At 71.3% G+C, this 19,638-nt stretch carries 16 protein-coding genes; 10 read left to right on the forward strand and 6 right to left on the reverse strand.

What is annotated here, in order from left to right:
• Positions 1-26 precede the first annotated feature (26 nt).
• Positions 27-923, reverse strand: coding sequence for a glycerophosphodiester phosphodiesterase (locus AC07FV_RS04860; RefSeq protein ID WP_479084654.1), 897 nt, complete (start codon positions 921-923; stop codon positions 27-29).
• A 291-nt stretch (positions 924-1,214) separates the two neighbouring features.
• On the opposite strand from AC07FV_RS04860, the gene AC07FV_RS04865 reads away from it, so the two are divergent.
• The 7 genes from AC07FV_RS04865 (at position 1,215) to aroQ (ending at position 10,452) form a co-directional block, all read left to right on the forward strand.
• A complete protein-coding gene (locus AC07FV_RS04865) occupies positions 1,215-2,096 on the forward strand; it encodes an MHYT domain-containing protein (RefSeq protein ID WP_479084896.1) in 882 nt (293 codons plus the stop codon).
• Between the two features lie 40 nt (positions 2,097-2,136).
• Positions 2,137-4,284, forward strand: coding sequence for an excinuclease ABC subunit UvrB (uvrB, locus tag AC07FV_RS04870; protein ID WP_479084656.1), 2,148 nt, complete (start codon positions 2,137-2,139; stop codon positions 4,282-4,284).
• 140 nt (positions 4,285-4,424) lie between these two features.
• Entirely contained in the window at positions 4,425-5,003 is a 579-nt protein-coding gene (locus tag AC07FV_RS04875; protein WP_479084657.1) for a TerD family protein, read from the forward strand.
• A gap of 83 nt (positions 5,004-5,086) precedes the next feature.
• Positions 5,087-7,129: a TerD family protein gene (locus tag AC07FV_RS04880; RefSeq protein ID WP_479084659.1), complete on the forward strand. Its 2,043-nt coding sequence runs from the start codon at positions 5,087-5,089 to the stop codon at positions 7,127-7,129.
• A 254-nt stretch (positions 7,130-7,383) separates the two neighbouring features.
• Positions 7,384-8,385, forward strand: a complete 1,002-nt coding sequence (locus AC07FV_RS04885) for a TerC/Alx family metal homeostasis membrane protein (protein ID WP_384693018.1) — start codon at positions 7,384-7,386, stop codon at positions 8,383-8,385.
• Between the two features lie 205 nt (positions 8,386-8,590).
• A complete protein-coding gene (locus tag AC07FV_RS04890; protein WP_479084661.1) occupies positions 8,591-9,691 on the forward strand; it encodes a calcium:cation antiporter in 1,101 nt (366 codons plus the stop codon).
• A gap of 287 nt (positions 9,692-9,978) precedes the next feature.
• A complete protein-coding gene (gene aroQ / locus AC07FV_RS04895; protein WP_383649736.1) occupies positions 9,979-10,452 on the forward strand; it encodes a type II 3-dehydroquinate dehydratase in 474 nt (157 codons plus the stop codon).
• A 76-nt stretch (positions 10,453-10,528) separates the two neighbouring features.
• On the opposite strand, the gene AC07FV_RS04900 is transcribed toward aroQ, so the two are convergent.
• Complete coding sequence (locus AC07FV_RS04900) at positions 10,529-11,185, reverse strand: MBL fold metallo-hydrolase (RefSeq protein WP_479084663.1); 657 nt, start codon at positions 11,183-11,185, stop codon at positions 10,529-10,531.
• A gap of 49 nt (positions 11,186-11,234) precedes the next feature.
• Positions 11,235-11,921 carry a maleylpyruvate isomerase family mycothiol-dependent enzyme gene (locus tag AC07FV_RS04905; RefSeq protein ID WP_479084665.1) on the reverse strand — a complete coding sequence of 229 codons (687 nt, stop codon included), beginning with the start codon at positions 11,919-11,921 and terminating at the stop codon, positions 11,235-11,237.
• A 222-nt stretch (positions 11,922-12,143) separates the two neighbouring features.
• On the opposite strand from AC07FV_RS04905, the gene uvrA reads away from it, so the two are divergent.
• The gene (gene uvrA / locus AC07FV_RS04910) at positions 12,144-15,224 is read left to right on the forward strand and encodes an excinuclease ABC subunit UvrA (RefSeq protein ID WP_479084667.1); all 3,081 of its coding nucleotides are present in this window, start codon (positions 12,144-12,146) and stop codon (positions 15,222-15,224) included.
• A 112-nt stretch (positions 15,225-15,336) separates the two neighbouring features.
• Here uvrA and AC07FV_RS04915 read toward each other — a convergent pair whose 3' ends face one another.
• Positions 15,337-15,906: a YceI family protein gene (locus tag AC07FV_RS04915; protein WP_479084669.1), complete on the reverse strand. Its 570-nt coding sequence runs from the start codon at positions 15,904-15,906 to the stop codon at positions 15,337-15,339.
• A 101-nt stretch (positions 15,907-16,007) separates the two neighbouring features.
• Here AC07FV_RS04915 and AC07FV_RS04920 point away from each other — a divergent pair, with 101 nt between their 5' ends.
• Positions 16,008-16,871: a helix-turn-helix domain-containing protein gene (locus AC07FV_RS04920; protein ID WP_479084670.1), complete on the forward strand. Its 864-nt coding sequence runs from the start codon at positions 16,008-16,010 to the stop codon at positions 16,869-16,871.
• A gap of 105 nt (positions 16,872-16,976) precedes the next feature.
• Here AC07FV_RS04920 and AC07FV_RS04925 read toward each other — a convergent pair whose 3' ends face one another.
• Together AC07FV_RS04925 and AC07FV_RS04930 are read right to left on the reverse strand one after the other, a co-directional pair.
• The gene (locus tag AC07FV_RS04925) at positions 16,977-17,885 is read right to left on the reverse strand and encodes a carbohydrate kinase family protein (RefSeq protein ID WP_479084672.1); all 909 of its coding nucleotides are present in this window, start codon (positions 17,883-17,885) and stop codon (positions 16,977-16,979) included.
• Positions 17,882-18,955, reverse strand: coding sequence for a LacI family DNA-binding transcriptional regulator (locus AC07FV_RS04930; protein WP_479084673.1), 1,074 nt, complete (start codon positions 18,953-18,955; stop codon positions 17,882-17,884). The genes AC07FV_RS04925 and AC07FV_RS04930 overlap by 4 nt, the downstream gene beginning before the upstream one ends.
• Before the next feature lie 257 nt (positions 18,956-19,212).
• On the opposite strand from AC07FV_RS04930, the gene AC07FV_RS04935 reads away from it, so the two are divergent.
• Positions 19,213-19,638 (forward strand): Rieske (2Fe-2S) protein, encoded by a 426-nt coding sequence (locus tag AC07FV_RS04935; protein ID WP_479084675.1) that lies wholly within the window; start codon positions 19,213-19,215, stop codon positions 19,636-19,638.

Raw genomic sequence — 19,638 nt, forward strand, 5'->3', positions numbered from 1 at the left:
CCCGGGGACCCGGGCCGGGCGCGGGATCACCGGAGGACGGAGCCCTCCGTCCCGCCCACGGCCTCCCGCACCACGTCGGGCCTGTTCGTGATGATCCCGTCGACGCCGTACCCCGCGACCAGCCGGGCGGTGTCCGCGGCGTCGACCGTCCAGGTGTGGACCTCCATCGGCCGGCCGTGCGGCCCCGTGAACGCGTGGACGGACGATACGTAGCTCATCGACAGCGAGCCGTAGGACGGGTTGATCTGGTCGGTGAACTCCGCGTACTCGGGCAGGTCCGACACGGGAGGCGTGCCGAGGAACCCGGTCTTCACGGTGGGCTTGAGGTCGTGGACGGTGCGGATGCTGTCGGCGTCGAAGCTCTGCACGACCAGGCGCCCGGCCACGTGGTGCCGGTCGAGCCAGCCCTCGTTGGCGAGCACCTTGAGCGTCTGCTGCTCGATGCCCGGATACAGTTCCGGACTCTTCAGCTCCAGCAGCAGCTTCTGGTGGTGGTGCTCCAGGCGGTCCACGAACTGCTCCAGGGTCGGCACCCGCGTCCCCGCGTACTCGGAGCCGAACCAGCTGCCCGCGTCCAGTCGCGCGATCTCGGCGGCGGTGAAGTCCCTCACGTTCCAGGGAGCCCGGTCGGGGAACACCTCCTCGACGTCGGTCGTGCGCCGCAGGCTGTTGTCGTGGAGGACGACGAGCCGGCCGTCCTTGGTGCGCTGGACGTCGTTCTCCACCCAGCGGATGCCCAGCTCGGCCGCCTTGTCGACGGCGGCCAGGGTGTTCTCCGGCGCATATCCGGAGGCGCCCCGGTGGGCGATCACCGAGGGCCCGTCGGCGTCACCGCTGTGGGCGGCTCGGGCGTGAGAGAGGGGGGCGATCAGGGCGACCCCCAGGAGCGCGGTGGTCGTGACGGCAACTGCGCGCGCGTGCATGCGTACTCCTCGCGTCGAGCGATCACGGACAGCATCACTGTGACACCGGAGCGTCAACGGGAGAGGGGTGCAGAATGGCCACAGGCTGAATGGAGTCGCTCAACTCCGCTCACCGGGACCGCACAAGTGGGGCAGGCCCGTGATTCTTTGCCGGAGAATCGTTCGACCATTCCGGTGGGAGTCATACTCTCTGCACTCGACCCTGATCGTTCGCGCGGTCCCGGGAGGGGCGCACATCAGGACATCCGGGGCATGACCCCGGAACGTGAGAAGGCGGAAGGGCAGCCGCACATGCAAGGCACGGTCGACGGATTCAACTACGGACTCGTCACACCGCTGGTGGCCTACCTCATGGCCTGCCTCGGCGGTGCCCTCGGGCTGCGCTGCACCACGAGGTCCATGAGGGTCACCCGGTCATGGCGCCCCGGGTGGCTCGCGCTCGGCTCGGCGGCGATCGGCTCCGGCATCTGGACGATGCACTTCATCGCGATGATGGGGTTCACGATCGACCGCACGCCGATCCGCTACGACTGGCTGATGACCTTCGCCAGTCTGGCCGTCGCCATCGTCATGGTGGGCATCGGGATCTTCATCGTCGGGTACCGGGGGGCGCGCGGGACGGCCCTGTTCACCGGCGGCACCATCACGGGTCTGGGCATCGCCTCGATGCACTACCTGGGCATGGCCGGCATGCGCCTGGACGGGCAGCTGACGTACAACACCTTCACCGTCGCCGTGTCCGTCGCCATAGCCATGGCCGCCGCCACGGCCGCCCTGTGGGCGGCCGGACAGGTCCGGGGGTTCCTGTGGAGCGTGGGGGCCAGCCTGGTCATGGGGCTGGCGGTCACCGGCATGCACTACACCGGAATGGCCGCAATGGACGTCCACGTCCACGGCACGACCGATCCGGCCTCCGGCGGATCGCCCGCCGAACTGCTGGCCCCCATGCTGATCGGGCCCCTCGCCTTCCTCCTCCTCGCCGGCGTCGTGGTGATGTTCGACCCGCTGATGGTCACCGGGCAGCCCGCCGACGTCCCACTGGACCGGAAACCGGGCGTCCCCGCACACACCGAGCCGCCGCACAGGACCCGTCACCCCGCGGCCCACCACACCCCGCACCACACCCGCCGCACCCTCGCCCACCGACGCTCCCGCACCCCGCAGAACCGCTGATCCCGACCCGTTGTCAGTGCGGGGTCGTACGGTGGAACCCATGCGGCCCGTCTCTCACATCGAACGCACGGTGGCGCCCTTCGAGGTCGTCAGTCCCTACCAGCCGAACGGCGACCAGCCGGCGGCCATCGCCGAGCTGGCCCGGCGTGTCCAGGCCGGCGAGAAGGACGTCGTCCTGCTCGGCGCCACCGGTACCGGAAAGTCCGCCACCACCGCGTGGATGATCGAGAAGCTCCAGCGCCCGACCCTGGTGATGGCGCCGAACAAGACGCTGGCCGCCCAGCTGGCGAACGAGTTCCGCGAGCTCCTGCCGAACAACGCCGTCGAGTACTTCGTCTCGTACTACGACTACTACCAGCCCGAGGCCTACGTCCCGCAGTCGGACACCTACATCGAGAAGGACTCCTCGATCAACGAGGAGGTGGAGCGGTTGCGCCACTCCGCGACCAACTCGCTGCTCACCCGCCGTGACGTCGTCGTGGTCGCCTCCGTCTCCTGCATCTACGGCCTGGGCACCCCGCAGGAGTACGTGGACCGCATGGTCCCGCTCCGGGTCGGCGAGGAGCACGACCGGGACGAGCTGCTGCGCCGCTTCGTGGACATCCAGTACACGCGCAACGACATGGCCTTCACCCGGGGCACCTTCCGGGTGCGCGGCGACACCATCGAGATCTTCCCGGTCTACGAGGAGCTCGCCGTCCGTATCGAGATGTTCGGCGACGAGATCGAGGCCCTCTCCACGCTCCACCCGGTCACCGGCGAGATCATCAGCGACGACCAGCACCTGTACGTCTTCCCGGCCTCCCACTACGTCGCGGGTCCCGAGCGCCTGGAGCGGGCCGTCAACGACATCGAGAAGGAGCTCACGGAGCGTCTGACCGAGCTGGAGCAGCAGGGCAAGCTCCTGGAGGCCCAGCGCCTGCGCATGCGCACCACGTACGACATCGAGATGCTCCGCCAGATCGGCTCCTGCTCCGGCGTCGAGAACTACTCGATGCACTTCGACGGCCGCCTGCCCGGCTCCCCGCCGAACACCCTGCTGGACTACTTCCCGGACGACTTCCTGCTCGTCATCGACGAGTCGCATGTCACCGTGCCGCAGATCGGCGCCATGTACGAGGGCGACGCCTCCCGCAAGCGGACCCTGGTCGACCACGGGTTCCGGCTACCCTCCGCCCTCGACAACCGGCCACTGAAGTGGGAGGAGTTCCAGGGGCGCGTCGGGCAGACCGTCTACCTGTCGGCCACCCCGGGCACCTACGAGCTCTCCCGCTCGGACGGCGCCGTCGAGCAGATCATCCGGCCCACCGGCCTCGTCGACCCGCAGGTCGTCGTCAAGCCCACCGAGGGCCAGATCGACGACCTCGTGCACGAGATCCGCCAGCGGACCGAGAAGGACGAGCGCGTCCTGGTCACCACGCTCACCAAGAAGATGGCCGAGGACCTCACCGACTACTTCCTCGAGCTCGGCATCCAGGTCCGCTACCTGCACAGCGACGTCGACACGCTGCGCCGCGTGGAACTGCTGCGCGAGCTGCGCGCCGGCGAGTACGACGTCCTGGTCGGCATCAACCTCCTGCGGGAGGGCCTCGACCTGCCCGAGGTCTCCCTGGTGGCGATCCTCGACGCCGACAAGGAGGGCTTCCTGCGCTCCGGCACGTCCCTGATCCAGACCATCGGCCGCGCGGCGCGGAATGTCTCCGGCCAGGTCCACATGTACGCGGACAAGATCACGCCGGCGATGGAGAGGGCCATCGACGAGACCAATCGCCGCCGGGAGAAGCAGATCGCGTTCAACAAGGCGAACGGCATCGACCCGCAGCCGCTCCGCAAGAAGATCAACGACATCGTCGCGCAGATCGCCCGGGAGGACATCGACACCGAGCAACTGCTCGGCTCGGGCTACCGCCAGTCGAAGGACGGCAAGGGTGCCAAGGCACCCGTTCCCGCCCTCGGCGGCCAGGCAGCGGCCGGTCCCAAGGGCAAGGGCAAGGGCAAGGGCAGGAGCAAGGAGACGGCGGTGACCGACCGCCCCGCGGCGGAGCTCGCCGGGCAGATCGAGGACCTCACGACCCGTATGCGGGCGGCCGCCGCGGACCTCCAGTTCGAGATCGCGGCCCGCCTGCGCGACGAGGTCTCCGAGATGAAGAAGGAACTGCGTCAGATGAAGGAGGCCGGTCTGGCCTGACGGCCCGCCCGACACGCACTGTGTTGCAAGACCGACACAAAGTGCGTTCCCGGGTGGGGCACTGTCAGTGCCCCTGCGTAGGCTTCTGGCCAACCGCGGGCGCCGCGGCAACAGGGGACAGTCCGAGAGGGGATCAGCGCGTGACCGTCAATATGACCAAGGGTCAGGCCATCAGTCTGCAGAAGAACGACGGCGGCAGCCTGACGTCGGTGCGCATGGGTCTCGGCTGGCAGGCGGCTCCCCGGCGCGGCCTGTTCGGCTCGCGCACAAGGGAGATCGACCTGGACGCCTCCGCCGTCCTGTTCGCCGACAAGCAGCCCGTCGACGTCGTCTTCTTCCGTCACCTGGTGAGCGACGACGGCTCGGTGCGGCACACCGGGGACAACCTCGTCGGAGGCGTCGGCCAGGGAGGGGACGACGAGGCGATCCTCGTCGACCTCCAGCGCGTCCCGGTCCACATCGACCAGATCGTCTTCACCGTGAACAGCTTCACGGGCCAGACCTTCCAGGAAGTGCAGAACGCCTTCTGCCGCCTGGTCGACGAGACCAACGGCCAGGAGCTCGCCCGCTACACGCTGGCCGGTGGCGGCGCCTACACGGCCCAGATCATGGCCAAGGTGCACCGGGCGGGCCAGGGCTGGGCGATGACCGCGATCGGTTCCCCGGCCAACGGCCGCACCTTCCAGGACCTGATGCCGGCCGTCCTGCCGGTTCTCTAGCAGCCGACACGGACCGGCGGGCGGGGCGGGCGGACGCCGGACGACATCACGAGTGACGCACGAGTGACACAGGGGGACAGGCGATGACGGCTGAGCTGACGCGGGGACAGAACCACCCGCTTCCCCGGGCCAGGCTGGAGATCCGGGTCTCGGCCGGCACGCCGGTCGTGGCCGGCGCCACGCTCGGCGACGAGAACGGCAGGGTCCACGGTGCGGAGTGGGTGGCCCACCCGGGCGCACCCACCCTGCCCGGCCTGGAGGTCTCCCGGCAGGCGGCCGCCGATCACCGTCTCGCGGTGGACCTTGGCGCCGTGCCGGACGCCGTCCACCGGATCAGCGTGCTGCTCGCCCTGCCCGCCGCCGGGACCGGTCCGGCCCGCTTCGGAGCCGTCGCCGCCCCCTTCGTCTCCGTCACGGACCTCGACGGCGGCGAGGTCGCCAGTTACACCCTCACCGGTCTGGAGGCGGAGTCCGCCGTCGTCGCGTTGGAGCTCTACCGACGGCAGGGCGCCTGGAAGGTGCGGGCCGTCGGCCAGGGCTACGCGGGAGGCCTCGCCGAGCTCCTCGCCGACCAGCACCTGCCCCAGGCCCACCAGCTCGCCGGAAGCATCCAGGAGGCGGTGGCCGGCGCCCTGGCCCGTTCCGTGCCGGCACCCCCGGCGCGTACCGCCGACGGCGACCGTTCCCGGCAGACCGCCGCACCGGCGCAGGGCCCGGACTCCGGCGCCGCCGCACCCCAGGGTGCCCCGGGCCCCGTACCACCGGCCTCCCCGTACGACTCCGAGCGCACCCCCGGCCCGCGGGCGGCCGGGGTCCCACCGCAGCAGGGGATGCAGCAGCCGTACCCCGGCGGACCGGGAGAGGCGTCCGCGGCCCCCCGACCACCCGCGCCCGCGGGCGGTGGCCCCGTCGACTACAGCCACCCCCGCCGGCAGAACGCCGCTCCGCCCCCACCGCCGCCGACCGCGCCCCCGGCCGCACCGGGGCGGCCCGCACCGCCCGTAGCGGGCGACGCCACGGGCTGGTCCATGGAGGAGCGGCTCTACAACCAGGTGTGGGGCATGTTCGAGGACCTGGCCCGGTCCACGGCCGCGTACCGCAGCGCGGTGGACTTCGCCGACTCCCGGATGGAGAGGGAACTGGACCAGGTCCTGTCCGACCCGCGCAGCCGCATCGGGGGTCAGGGAGACGCCGCTCGCGAAGCGGCCCGCGCGCGGCACGGTCAGCTCGTGTCCCAGGCCCAAGAGGCCCTCGACCGGGACGTCGCTCAGCTCGCCGCCGAGGCGGAGGTCGTCGAACCCGCCCTGCCGACGGCCTACGCGAGCTGGGACAGCCCTGTCTGGCACGCCTACCGCGTACCGATGGAGATACCCATGGCCCTGCGGCTCGGCGACCTCCGCCTGCCCGAGGCCGAGCGCATACGCATCCCGATGCTGGTCCGGCTGCCGCTGGAGCGCGGGCTGTGGATCGACAGCGGGCGCACCGCCTCGTTCGACGGTTCGTTCGCCGACTCCCACGAGATGCGGCGCCTGGGTCTGGAGACGGCGGTCGCCCACGCGGCGCGGCTGCTCGCCGTGTACCCGGCGGGCGAGTTCACCGTGCACGTCATCGATCCGGCCGGATCGGGGACGCAGGCACTGGCACCCCTGACACAGAGCGGAGTGCTCGCCGCTCCGCCCGCCCTGGGGGCCGCCGGCACCGCGGACGTGCTCGCGCGCCTCACCCAGCGCGTCGACCTGGTGCAGATGGCGCTGCGCGGCGGCGCCCCCGACGCGCTCCCGCCCGGGCTCGACACCTCCCAGCAGCTCCTGATCGTCAACGACTTCCCGCACGGCTTCGACGACCGGGCGGTGAACCAGCTGCGTTACCTCGCGGACGAGGGGCCCGCCGTCGGGGTCCACCTGATGATGGTCGCCGACCGCGAGGACTCGTCCGGGTACGGGCCGCTGCTCGACCCGCTGTGGCGCTCGCTGCTCCGGCTGACGCCGGTGGCCGACGACCACCTCGCCGACCCCTGGGTGGGGCATGCGTGGACGTACGAGCCACCGCTCGTGCCGTCCGGCAGTCAGGTGCTCCGGCAGGTGCTCTCACAGGTCGCCGCCGCCCGCCGTTCGTGGAACCGGTGACCGCGTCCCACCTGGCCTCTTGAGCGTAATTTGCAAATCTCTTTACCTTCCCTTGGGGAATGGGGTACTGTCGTCCGTACGGAGGGGAGTACTCCCTGTCTGTGCGGCGTACCCGTCAATACGGATCAGGCCAGATCCCGGGGCGTCGGCCCGTGGGTTCCGAACGCGTCTAGCGTCCCGGACCCGGGTGGAAGAGACCTCCGGCAGCGACGACGCTGACATCTGCCGTGTGACGTACTGCCGGAGGCGTAGTAGTGGAAGTTTCCATGACCCTGTGGGTCCTGACTGTCGTGGGCCTCGCGGTCCTGATCGGGGCCGACTTCTTCATCGGCCGCAAGCCGCACGACGTATCGATCAAGGAAGCCGGGATCTGGACGGCCGTCTGGATCGCCCTGGCGGGCCTCTTCGGTGTCGGTCTGCTCGTTTTCGGCGGCGGCCAGCCCGCCGGCGAGTTCTTCGCGGGCTTCATCACCGAGAAGTCCCTGAGCGTGGACAACCTCTTCGTCTTCATCCTGATCATGGCGAAGTTCGCGGTGCCCTCGCAGTACCAGCAGCGAGTGCTCCTCATCGGTGTCCTCATCGCCCTGGTCCTCCGGGCGATCTTCATCGCGGCGGGTGCCGCGATCATCGCCAACTTCGCCTGGGTCTTCTACATCTTCGGCGCCTTCCTCATCTACACGGCCTGGAAGCTCATCCAGGAGGCCCGTGCCGACGAGGAGGACGAGGAGTTCGAGGAGAACAAGCTGCTCAAGGCGGCCGAGCGCCGCTTCGGTGTCGCCGACCGCTACCACGGCACCAAGCTGTGGATCGAGCAGAACGGCAAGCGGGTCATGACCCCGATGCTGGTCGTGATGCTCGCGATCGGCACCACCGACGTGCTCTTCGCGCTCGACTCCATCCCGGCGATCTTCGGCCTGACCCAGGACCCGTACATCGTGTTCACGGCGAACGCGTTCGCCCTGATGGGTCTGCGACAGCTGTACTTCCTCCTCGGCGGCCTGCTGAGGAAGCTGGTGCACCTCTCCTACGGTCTGTCGGTCATCCTGGGCTTCATCGGCGTCAAGCTGGTCCTGCACGCCCTGCACGAGTCCGGGGTCCACGTCCCCGAGATCAGCATTCCGGTCTCGCTCGGCGTGATCTGCTCCGTCCTGGTCGTCACCACGATCACCAGCCTCCGCGCCTCCAAGAAGCAGGCCGAGGCGGAAGCCGCGGCCGCCGGGAGCGACGAGGCTCCGAAGGACAGCATCGAGGCATGACCGCGCACGCCCCTGACCGGGCGTAGCGAGCACCACCGGGAGCGGCGGGCGGCGAGGAGCCGTTCGCCGCTTTCGCGTGGGCCGAGAACGGCGGCCGTCCAGGGAGGGTGCCGGCGGGTGAGGCCGTGCGGCGGGCGAGCGGACGCGCCCCGCGTCCCCCGTGACAGCGAGTGCGAGAGAGGTGGCCCTCTGCGACGATCGCCGCATGGTCACCAGTCCCCGGGAGCTGCTCGCACAGTGGACGACCGTCGTGCCCGTGACCGCGGTCGTGCTGCTGGCCTTCACCTGGGGCCGGGATCTGCCCGGCGGGCTCGTCGCTCTCCTGACGGTCGTACTCGCGGTGGCCGTGCTGGCCGCCGTGCACCACGCGGAGGTGGTCGCCCACCGCGTGGGAGAACCCTTCGGGTCCCTGGTCCTCGCGGTCGCCGTCACGGTCATCGAGGTCGCGCTGATCGTGACCCTCATGGCGGACGGCGGCGAGAAGGGCGCGACCCTGGCCAGGGACACGGTCTTCGCGGCCGTCATGATCACCTGCAACGGCGTGGTCGGCCTCAGCCTCCTGGTCGCCTCACTGCGCCACGGCATCGCGGTGTTCAATCCGGAGGGCACCGGCGCCGCCCTCGCGACGGTCGCGACCCTGGCCACACTCAGTCTGGTGCTGCCGACGTTCACCACCAGTGCGCCCGGCCCGGAGTTCTCCACCGTGCAGCTGACGTTCGCCGCGATCTCCTCGCTGATCCTGTACGGCCTGTTCATCGCCACCCTCACGGTGCGGCATCGTGACTACTTCCTGCCGATCACCCGGCAGGGCGAGGTGATCACCTTCGAGGAGCACGCCGACGCCCCCTCCGCCCGTACGGCCCTGCTCAGCCTGGGGTTGCTGGGTCTGGCACTGATCGGCGTCGTCGGCCTGGCGAAGGGGGTCTCGCCGACCATCGAGGAGGGCGTGGCGGCCGCGGGACTGCACCACGCCGTCGTCGGCGTCATCATCGCCCTGCTGGTGCTGCTCCCCGAGACCATCGCCGCGGTGCGGTCCGCACGCCGCGACCGGGTGCAGACCAGTCTCAACCTGGCCCTCGGCTCGGCGATGGCGAGCATCGGCCTGACCATCCCGGCGGTCGCCCTCGCGTCCGTGTGGCTGTCCGGGCCGCTGGTGCTGGGCCTGGGTTCCACCCACATGGTGCTGCTCGCCCTGACGGTCGTGGTGGCCTCGCTGACCGTCGTGCCGGGCCGTGCGACGCCCTTGCAGGGAGGCGTCCACCTCGTGCTGTTCGCGGCGTATCTGGAGCTGGCGATCAACCCCTAGGCACGCGTGGGCTCGGAGCGAGGAGGAAGCGGCGGGGGCGGGCGGCGGTTCAGCAGGTGACGGTGCCGCGCCGACCGGGGCCGTCGGCGGACCCCGCCGTGGGGGAGCGGGCAGAGTTCCGGTAGCCGGGGGCAGGGCAGTCACCGCGACGCGGTCGCCGGGCGGGTACGCGATCGGCGTCGTGCGGGGAGGGTACGGGCGGCCGGGTCGCCGGTGCACCGTGATAGACCGGGGGCCGAGCGGCGGTCGCTTCAGGGCTGCCGTACCCCGAACGGACCGGAGGAACCGTGCCCCGCACCCTGGCCAACGCCCCGATCATGATCCTCAACGGCCCCAACCTGAACCTGCTGGGTCAGCGGCAGCCCGAGATCTACGGCTCCGACACCCTCGCCGACGTGGAGGCCCTGTGCGCGAAGGCGGCGGCGGTGCACGGCGGGACGGTGGACTTCCGCCAGTCCAACCACGAGGGCGAACTGGTCGACTGGATCCACGAGGCGCGGACGAACCACTGCGGGATCGTGATCAACCCCGCCGCCTACTCGCACACGTCCGTCGCGATCCTGGATGCGCTCAACACCTGTGACGGCCTGCCGGTGGTGGAGGTCCACATCTCCAACATCCACCAGCGCGAGTCGTTCCGGCACCACTCCTACGTCTCCCAGCGCGCGGACGGAGTGATCGCGGGGTGCGGCGTCCAGGGCTACGTCTTCGGCGTGGAGCGGATCGCGGCGCTGGCCGGGGAGGGGCGGGCCCGGACCTGAGACGCCGGGCCGTCGCCCGGAGTCGGGGCCCTGCGGCGCGCACCCTCACGGCCGGCGGACGCGGAACGCGCGCAGCTCACCAGCCTCGTGCGTGCCATTCCGGCAGCCGGGGCCGCTCCGCGCCGAGGGAGGTGTCCTTGCCGTGTCCCGGGTAGACCCAGGTCTCGTCCGGGAGCGCGTCGAAGATCTTGGTCTCCACGTCGTGGATCAGGCTCGCGAACGCCTTCGCGTCCTTGTGGGTGTTGCCCACACCGCCCGGGAAGAGGCAGTCCCCCGTGAACACATGGGGGTGCCCGTGCGGGTCGTCGTACACCAGGGCGATGGACCCCGGCGTGTGCCCGACCAGGTGGCGCGCGGTGAGCTCCACCTGCCCCACCCGGATCGTGTCCCCGTCGTCGACCAGGACGTCGGTCGGCACGGGAATGCCCTCGGCGTCGTGGCGGCCGGCGTGGGTTCGGGCGCCGGTGGCCGCGACGACCTCGGCCAGCGCCTGCCAGTGGTCCCCGTGCCGGTGCGTGGTGACGACGGACGCGATGCCGTCGGCACCGATCGTCCCCAGCAGGGTGTGCGCGTCGTTGGCCGCGTCGATCAGCAGTTGCTCGTCGGTGGCCCGGCAGCGCAGCAGATAGGCGTTGTTGTTCATCGGGCCGACCGCGACCTTGGTGATCATCAGGTCCTTGAGCTCGTGCACGTCGGCGGGTCCGCCGACCCTCACCTCTCCGCTGTACGTCATGACCGCCAGCCTAGCGCCGGGAGGCGGTCCGAAGACCGCCTCCCGGGAGCTACAGGGGAGGCAGCGACGGCAGTCGGCCCCCTTCGACCGTCAGCGCGGTCCCCTCGCGACGTCCCGCCAGCCAGCCGAGCAGGTCGGCCGGGCGCCCGGCGACGGTCACCCGTGGAGCACCCGCCTCGCGACCCGTGCTCCACGCGTGCGTGCCGTCCGTGAGCCGGGTGGGGGGCACGTCCGGGTGCCCGGCGAACCGGTCGGCGAGGAACGCGGTCTCCCGCTCGGTGAACTCCGCCGGGAGATCCTCCAGCTCGTACCCGATGCCCAGGTCCACGTGGTGCAGCTCCACCTCGACCCACCGCCGGAACGGGATGCGGGACGCCGAGTCGGTGACCCCGTTGCGCAGCGCCACCGTGCGCGACCAGTCGGCGGGCACGGCCGCTGCCGCCTGGAAGCGGGCCCCGCTCTCGCGTACGTCGGCGAGCTGCACGTCGAGGGGGCGCGGGGCGTCGCGTGCGATGTCGGCGTCCCGGGCCTCTGCCGAGGCGTACATGGGGCGTCCTTCGAAGACGTTGACGAGGGCGTCCGCGTTCCGGGCGAGGTGGGCGAGGACGTGGCCGCGGCTCCAGCCCGGCAGCCGTGACGACTCCGTCACGGACGCGTTGTCCAGTTTCCCGACCGCGGTGAGCAGCCGCTCGGTAGCGTCACGTACAGACGCCAGGTCATGCGCGTGATCAATCATGGTGCTGACCCTAGACCGCGCCACACCTTCGGGTGAAGGTGACGGACGACGCCCGCTAATCGAATGCACGTGCTATATGGTCGGATGCGGCGTCGGGCATGCTGGACAGTCGGGGTTTGTTGACGACTGGTGAATCGACCGGCGTTGTCAGTGGCTCCCCCTAGTCTGGGAAAGACGGGGGCCCCGCCCCTGTCACCACTCTCAAGAAAGGTGCGGACCGGCGTGGCCGACCGTCTCATCGTCCGTGGCGCGCGCGAGCACAACCTGAAGAACGTCTCGCTCGACCTGCCTCGCGACTCGCTCATCGTCTTCACGGGCCTGTCCGGGTCGGGCAAGTCCTCCCTGGCCTTCGACACCATCTTCGCCGAGGGCCAGCGGCGCTACGTGGAGTCGCTCTCCTCCTACGCCCGGCAGTTCCTCGGCCAGATGGACAAGCCCGACGTCGACTTCATCGAGGGCCTCTCCCCGGCGGTCTCCATCGACCAGAAGTCGACCTCCCGGAACCCGCGCTCCACGGTCGGCACCATCACCGAGGTGTACGACTACCTGCGCCTGCTCTTCGCGCGCATCGGCAAGCCGCACTGCCCGCAGTGCAGCCGGCCGATCTCGCGCCAGTCTCCGCAGGCCATCGTCGACAGGGTCCTGGAGCTGCCGGAGGGCAGCCGCTTCCAGGTGCTGTCGCCGCTGGTGCGCGAGCGCAAGGGCGAGTTCGTCGACCTCTTCGCCGACCTCCAGACCAAGGGCTACTCCCGCGCGCGGGTGGACGGCGAGACCGTCCAGCTCTCCAGCCCGCCCACGCTCAAGAAGCAGGAGAAGCACACCATCGAGGTGGTCGTGGACCGCCTCACGGTGAAGGACACCGCCAAGCGCCGCCTCACCGACTCCGTGGAGACCGCCCTCGGCCTGTCCGGCGGCATGGTCGTGCTCGACTTCGTCGACCTCCCCGAGGACGACCCCGAGCGCGAGCGCATGTACTCCGAGCACCTGTACTGCCCGTACGACGACCTGTCCTTCGAGGAGCTGGAGCCCCGCTCCTTCTCCTTCAACTCGCCCTTCGGCGCCTGCCCCGACTGCTCCGGCATCGGTACGCGCATGGAGGTCGACGCCGAGCTGATCGTCCCGGACGAGGACAAGTCGCTCGACGAGGGCGCCATCCACCCCTGGTCGCACGGGCACACCAAGGACTACTTCGGCCGCCTCATCGGTGCCCTCGCGGACGCGCTGGGCTTCCGGACGGACATCCCCTTCGCGGGTCTCCCGCTGCGCGCCCGCAAGGCCCTGCTCAACGGCCACAAGACCCAGGTCGAGGTCCGCTACCGCAACCGGTACGGCCGCGAGCGCCGCTACACCACGGCCTTCGAAGGCGCGATCCCCTTCGTCAAGCGCCGGCACAGCGAGGCCGAGAGCGACTCGAGCCGCGAGCGCTTCGAGGGCTACATGCGCGAGGTGCCCTGCCCCACCTGTGAGGGCACGCGCCTGAAGCCCCTCGTCCTCGCGGTCACCGTCATGGGCAAGTCGATCGCCGAGGTCTCGGCGATGTCCATCAGCGACTGCGCGGACTTCCTGGGCGAGCTGAAGCTCAGCGCCCGCGACAAGAAGATCGCCGAGCGCGTGCTGAAGGAGGTCAACGAACGGCTGCGCTTCCTGGTCGACGTCGGCCTGGACTACCTCTCGCTGAACCGCGCGGCGGGCACCCTCTCCGGCGGCGAGGCCCAGCGCATCCGCCTGGCCACCCAGATCGGCTCCGGCCTCGTCGGCGTGCTCTACGTCCTCGACGAGCCGTCCATCGGCCTGCACCAGCGCGACAACCACCGGCTGATCGAGACCCTGGTCCGGCTGCGCGACATGGGCAACACGCTCATCGTCGTCGAGCACGACGAGGACACCATCAAGGTCGCCGACTGGATCGTCGACATCGGCCCCGGGGCCGGTGAGCACGGCGGCAAGGTGGTGCACAGCGGCTCCGTCAAGGAGCTGCTCGACAACACCGAGTCGCAGACCGGCGCCTACCTGTCCGGCAGGAAGGCCATCCCGCTGCCCGAGATCCGGCGCCCGCTCGACCCGTCCCGGCGCCTGACCGTGCACGGCGCCCGGGAGAACAACCTCCAGGACATCGACGTGTCCTTCCCGCTCGGCGTGTTCACGGCGGTCACCGGCGTCTCCGGCTCCGGCAAGTCGACCCTGGTCAACGACATCCTGTACACGCACCTGGCCCGCGAGCTGAACGGGGCACGGAGCGTCCCCGGCCGGCACACGCGCGTGGACGGCGACGACCTCGTCGACAAGGTCGTCCACGTCGACCAGTCGCCCATCGGCCGCACCCCGCGGTCCAACCCGGCGACGTACACCGGCGTCTTCGACCACGTCCGCAAGCTGTTCGCCGAGACGACCGAGGCCAAGGTCCGCGGCTACCTGCCGGGCCGGTTCTCGTTCAACGTCAAGGGCGGCCGCTGCGAGAACTGCGCGGGCGACGGCACGATCAAGATCGAGATGAACTTCCTCCCGGACGTCTACGTACCGTGCGAGGTCTGCCACGGCGCCCGGTACAACCGGGAGACCCTGGAGGTCCACTACAAGGGCAAGTCCATCGCCGACGTCCTGAACATGCCGATCGAGGAGGCGACCGACTTCTTCGAGGCGGTCCCCGCGATCTCCCGCCACATGAGGACCCTCAAGGACGTCGGCCTCGGATACGTCCGGCTCGGCCAGTCCGCGACCACTCTGTCCGGCGGCGAGGCGCAGCGCGTCAAGCTCGCCAGCGAGCTGCAGCGCCGTTCCACCGGGCGCACGGTCTACGTCCTGGACGAGCCGACCACGGGCCTGCACTTCGAGGACATCAGCAAGCTGCTGACCGTCCTGTCCGGCCTGGTCGACAAGGGCAACACGGTCATCGTCATCGAGCACAACCTCGACGTGATCAAGACCGCGGACTGGGTCGTCGACATGGGCCCCGAGGGTGGCGCCGGCGGCGGTCTGGTGGTCGCCGAAGGCACGCCCGAGCAGGTCGCGGGCGTCCCCGCCAGCCACACCGGCAAGTTCCTGCGGGACATCCTCGACGCCGACCGGATCAGCGACGCCCCCGTGAAGACCCCGCGCAAGGCGGCGGCGAAGACGGTGGCAGCGAAGGCCACCGCGAAGAAGACCGCCACCAAGGCGGTCACGGGCACGGCGGCCAGGAAGACCGCCACCAAGGCGGTGACGGGTACGGCGGCGAAGAAGACCGCCACCAAGGCGGCCAAGAAGACCACGACCCAGGCGGACAAGCCCGCCGCGAAGAAGACGGCGCGGACGAGCAAGGCCTGACCCCGCGCCGATCCGGGTGCGCGCAGTGCGCCCGGCCCTCCGGCACAGCGACGCGCCGGGTCCCACGGACGATTCCGCGGGGCCCGGCGCGTCGTGCGCGCAGCCTCCCGGCTCAGGCGCCCACCGGCTCCACGAACTGCATGTCGAGCTGGATCTTCACCACTTCGCCGAGCAGTCCCGGGGCGAAGTCCAGGCCGAACTCGCTGCGCCGGATCTCACCCGTCGCCTCGAACCCGGCGTGCCGTCCGTCGCCGCCGGGCAGGGCTCCCAGCCCTCCGAACTCCACGGCGAACGTCACCGGACGCGTCACGTCGCCGATGGTCAGCTCGCCCTCCATGGTCCAGTCCTCGCCCTCGCCCGACACGCGGGACGAGCGGAAGGTCATCGTCGGCCGCTTCTCCACGTCGAGCAGGTCGGAGGCGCGCACGTGCGCGTCCCGGTCGGTGTTCCCGGTGTCGATGGTGGCCAGGTCGATCGTCGCGGACACCCGGACGTCCTCGACCCGCTCGCCCACGAACAGTTCGGCCCGCACACCGGTGAAACGTCCCCGCACCTTGGCGATGCCGAGGTGGCGGATGGTGAAGTTCACGGCGGAGTGGAGCGGGTCCAGGGCCCACTGACCGGCGACGAGGGGCAGGGGAGAGGTGACGGTACGGGCGGTAGCGGTTGTGTCATTCGTCATGCCCTCCACCCTGGGCGCACCGCTCCTTCGCAGGGAGACCGGCCCGAGCGTGGTAGTCGCAGGGCCACCCTCGGAACTCCGCCCCTTGGTACGTTCCAGACGTGAGCGACAACGAGTTGGGCACGTTCCTGCGGACCTGGCGCGAGTCCGTCACCCCGGTCGAGGTGGGGCTGCCGGCCGGCCCCCGCCGCCGCACCCCCGGCCTGCGCCGCGCCGAACTGGCCACGCTGGCCGGCGTCAGTGTCGAGTACCTCACCCGGCTGGAACAGGGGCGGGACCGCAACCCGTCCGCCCAGGTACTGGGCGCCCTCGCCGACGCCCTGCACTTGTCCCTGCGGGACCGGGTGCTGCTGCGCCGGCTGACCAAGGAGGCCGACGGAGGCGACCCGCTGCTGTGTGCCGCGGCCCCCTCGCTCGGCCGGACCGCGCGCCCCACCGTGCGGGCGGTTCTGGACCGTCTGGAGCCCACCCCCGCCGTGGTCCTCAAGTGGATCGGCGACGTGCTGGCCCACACCGCTGGCTACGCGCGGCTGGTCGGCCCGATCGGGCTGCTCGACGAGGAACGCCCCAACCTGCTCCGGTACCTGTTCACCGACGAGCGCTCCCGCGCCGCCTACCCGGACTGGGACCGCATGGCCGACGACCTGGTCGCGCAGCTCCGGCACGAGGCCCCGCTGCGGGACCCGTACGTCACGGAACTCGCCGACGAGCTTACCGTGACGGTCGGAGCGCCCTTCACCGACCGGTTCGCCGACCTGGGCGTGGCGCCTCGGCGGGTGGGGACGCAGCACGTCGAGCACCCGGAGGCCGGGCCGCTGCGGTTGCTGCACGAGACGCTCGCGCTGCCCGAGGAGGGCCAGCGGATCGTCGTACACCTGCCCGCGGACGACGCCACGGCCGCCGCCCTGGACCGGCTCAACGGCCGTCGGCCCGGCGCCCTGCGCGCGGTACGACCGGCGGGCTGACCCGGACGTCGTCCAGAGCGCGTCCATCCGACCGGACCCGCAACCGATTCCGCCCGCGCGACCGGACACGGCACCCTCGCCCATGGGACCGGCTCCGGCCCGCCGTCACCCTGCCACTTCGTGGGCGTACGGAGGTTCGGCGCCCGCCCGGGAGCAGGTGACCGCGGCCGCCCGGGCGGCGAAGCCCAGCAACTCGGCCCAGCCGTCCGCCCCCAAGGCGGCCACGGCGTCGCCGTCGAGGGCGTCCCGGGCCGCGAGGCCGTGCAGCAGCGCCGCGTTCACCGTGTCGCCCGCACCGATCGTGTCCACCACTTCGACCCGCCGGCCCGGCACCGCGTGCTCACCCCCGTCGCGGGTGAACGCCGTCAGCCCTGCCCCGCCCCGGGTCACCACGACGGCTGCCGGGCCCGCGGCCAGCCACTCCCGCGGGGTGCCACCGAGCCACTCGGCGTCCTCGGCGGACAGCTTCAGCAGGGACACCCACGGCAGCCAGCTCCGGAACCGGGCCCGGTAGGCGTCCGGGTCGGGGATCAGGCCGGCCCGGATGTTCGGGTCCAGCGCGGTGAAGACGCCCCGCTCGGCCGTCTCGCGCATCAGCTCCTCGTACGCGCTCGCCCCGGGCTCCAGTACCAGCGAACAGGTGCCGAACGACACCGCGCGAGTACCGTCCGGCAGCGTGCCGGGCTTGGTGAACAGCCGGTCGGCCGACCCCTCCACGTAGAACGAGTACGCGGCCGAACCGTCCGGGTCCACCGAGGCCACGGCGAGTGTCGTCGGCTCGGGGCCGCGCTGTACCGGCGAGACGTCCACGCCGGTCGCGCGCAGCCGGTCCAGCAGCGCCTCGCCGAAGGCGTCGTCCGACACGCGGGAGCAGAAGGCGGTGGGGGAGCCGAGGCGGCCCAGGGCGACGGCCGTGTTGTACGGTCCGCCGCCGAGCGCCGGCCGTAGCGCGGCGAGGGCGCCCGTGCCCTGCGGTACCAGGTCGATCAGTGCCTCACCGGCGACGACGATCACTGCGCGTTCCTCTCGTGGGCCCCGGTGGGGGACTGTTCGGTGGGTTCGGACCGCTCGGCACACCCGCACGAGGTGCGGTGCACGAAGGCGCAGGGCAGCCGGACGGTCCGCGCGGGCCGCTCCGGTGCGGCGAGGCGCTCCAGCAGCAACCGGACGGCCCGGGCGCCGATCTCCCTGCTGGGCTGTGCCACGGCGGTGAGCCGGGGGGAGAAGAGGTCCGCCCAGGCGAAGTCGTCGAAGCAGCACAGGGCGAGGTCACCGGGGACGGCCAGGGCGCGCTCCCGCAGGGCACGCAGCGCGCCGATGGTCATCGCGTTGTTGGCGGTGACCAGGGCGGTGGGCGGCACCGCCAGGGACAGCAGGGCCGCCGCGGCCCGTTCGCCGCCGGTGGCCTCGGAGTCGCCGTGGACCAGGAGCCGTTCGTCGTAGGGCAGCCCGGCGGCGGCGAGGCCGTGCCGGTACCCGGTGATCCGCTCGCGCGTCGTGCTGAGCCCCGGGCGGCCCGCGACCAGGCCGATCCGGCGGTGGCCGAGCCCCGCTAGATGGGTGACCAGCCGGGTCGTGGGCTCCGCGCTCTCCGCGCAGACCTGGTCGAAGAGCGCCGCGCCGGCGCCCTCGGGGGTGTCGACGACCCGGTCGAGGAACACGCTCGGCACGCGGTGGCGGCCCAGGTAGGCGAGGAGGTCGCGCGGGTCGGCGGAGGGGGCGACGATCATGCCGTCCACGCGCCGCTCGTGCAGCAACTGGACGACCTTGCGCTCGTGCGCCGGGTCGTCGTGCGGATCGGCGATGAGGAGGCTGTAACCGTGCTCCAGCGCGGCGGCCTCGACGCCCTGGAGGATCTCCGTGAAGTACGGGTTGCTGATCGCCGACACGGCGAGCCCGATCGAGCGGGTGCGGGAGGTGACCAGGGAGCGGGCGAGGGTGTTGGGCGTGTAGCCGAGCTCCTCGATGGCGTCCAGGACCGCCCGGCGGGTGTGCGGCCGCACCGGACGGGTGTTGTTGAGGACGTGCGAGACGGTCGCCACGGAGACGCCCGCGCTCCGTGCGACGTCGGTCATGGTCGCCATCGGCGGATCCTCTCCATGTCGGTCCCGGCGTCTGCCGCGCCCGGTTCCTCGTGGCGTGCTCCGCCAGGTGCCTCCATGCCTGCCCTCCCGGCGCGCTGCTGGGGACCGTATCCCATCGTGCGCAGGCACGTAAACGTTTGCGCAAGCGTTTACGCGCCTGTTCCGTCCCGCGTCCGTCCCGACGACCCACCCGGAGGGTGGAAGTCCGGCGCCGGATATCGTCGGCCTGCACATCCCCCGACCAGTGGAGATCTCCCATGCCCGGCCGTCCCGCCCCGAGCCGCCGTACCGTCCTGCGCTCGGCGGCCGCCGCGCCCGTCGCCGGTCTCGGTCTCGCCGCCTGCTCGCCGGGCGACGACGGCGCGGCGCCCGCCAGGCCGACCGCGCCCGTCGATCTCGGTGCGGAGGGGGCGGTCGCCGAGGGGGAAACCAAGCTCTACCGGGACGAGAACGTGGTCGTCAGCCGGGGCGGCGACGGCGCCCTGAAGGCGTTCAGCACGGTCTGCACGCACGCGGGGTGCCCCATCAAGAAGCTGGAGGGGGCGAAACTCGTCTGCCCCTGTCACGGCAGCGAGTTCGACGCCCGGTCCGGCGAGGTGCTGCACGCCCCGGCGACCGTCGCGCTCATCGAGCTGCCGGTCGAGGTGAAGCAGGGCCGGATCGTCGTGAGCCCGGGAACCTGA

The organism is Streptomyces sp. NPDC045956 (assembly GCF_056430705.1).

Coding starts and splice junctions, on each gene's coding strand:
- AC07FV_RS04860 (WP_479084654.1), bottom strand. CDS start 923: ATGCACGCGCGCGCAGTTGCCGTCACGACCACCGCGCTCCTGGGGGTC.
- AC07FV_RS04865 (WP_479084896.1), top strand. CDS start 1,215: ATGCAAGGCACGGTCGACGGATTCAACTACGGACTCGTCACACCGCTG.
- uvrB (WP_479084656.1), top strand. CDS start 2,137: ATGCGGCCCGTCTCTCACATCGAACGCACGGTGGCGCCCTTCGAGGTC.
- AC07FV_RS04880 (WP_479084659.1), top strand. CDS start 5,087: ATGACGGCTGAGCTGACGCGGGGACAGAACCACCCGCTTCCCCGGGCC.
- AC07FV_RS04890 (WP_479084661.1), top strand. CDS start 8,591: ATGGTCACCAGTCCCCGGGAGCTGCTCGCACAGTGGACGACCGTCGTG.
- AC07FV_RS04900 (WP_479084663.1), bottom strand. CDS start 11,185: ATGACGTACAGCGGAGAGGTGAGGGTCGGCGGACCCGCCGACGTGCAC.
- AC07FV_RS04905 (WP_479084665.1), bottom strand. CDS start 11,921: ATGATTGATCACGCGCATGACCTGGCGTCTGTACGTGACGCTACCGAG.
- AC07FV_RS04915 (WP_479084669.1), bottom strand. CDS start 15,906: ATGACGAATGACACAACCGCTACCGCCCGTACCGTCACCTCTCCCCTG.
- AC07FV_RS04930 (WP_479084673.1), bottom strand. CDS start 18,955: ATGGCGACCATGACCGACGTCGCACGGAGCGCGGGCGTCTCCGTGGCG.
- AC07FV_RS04935 (WP_479084675.1), top strand. CDS start 19,213: ATGCCCGGCCGTCCCGCCCCGAGCCGCCGTACCGTCCTGCGCTCGGCG.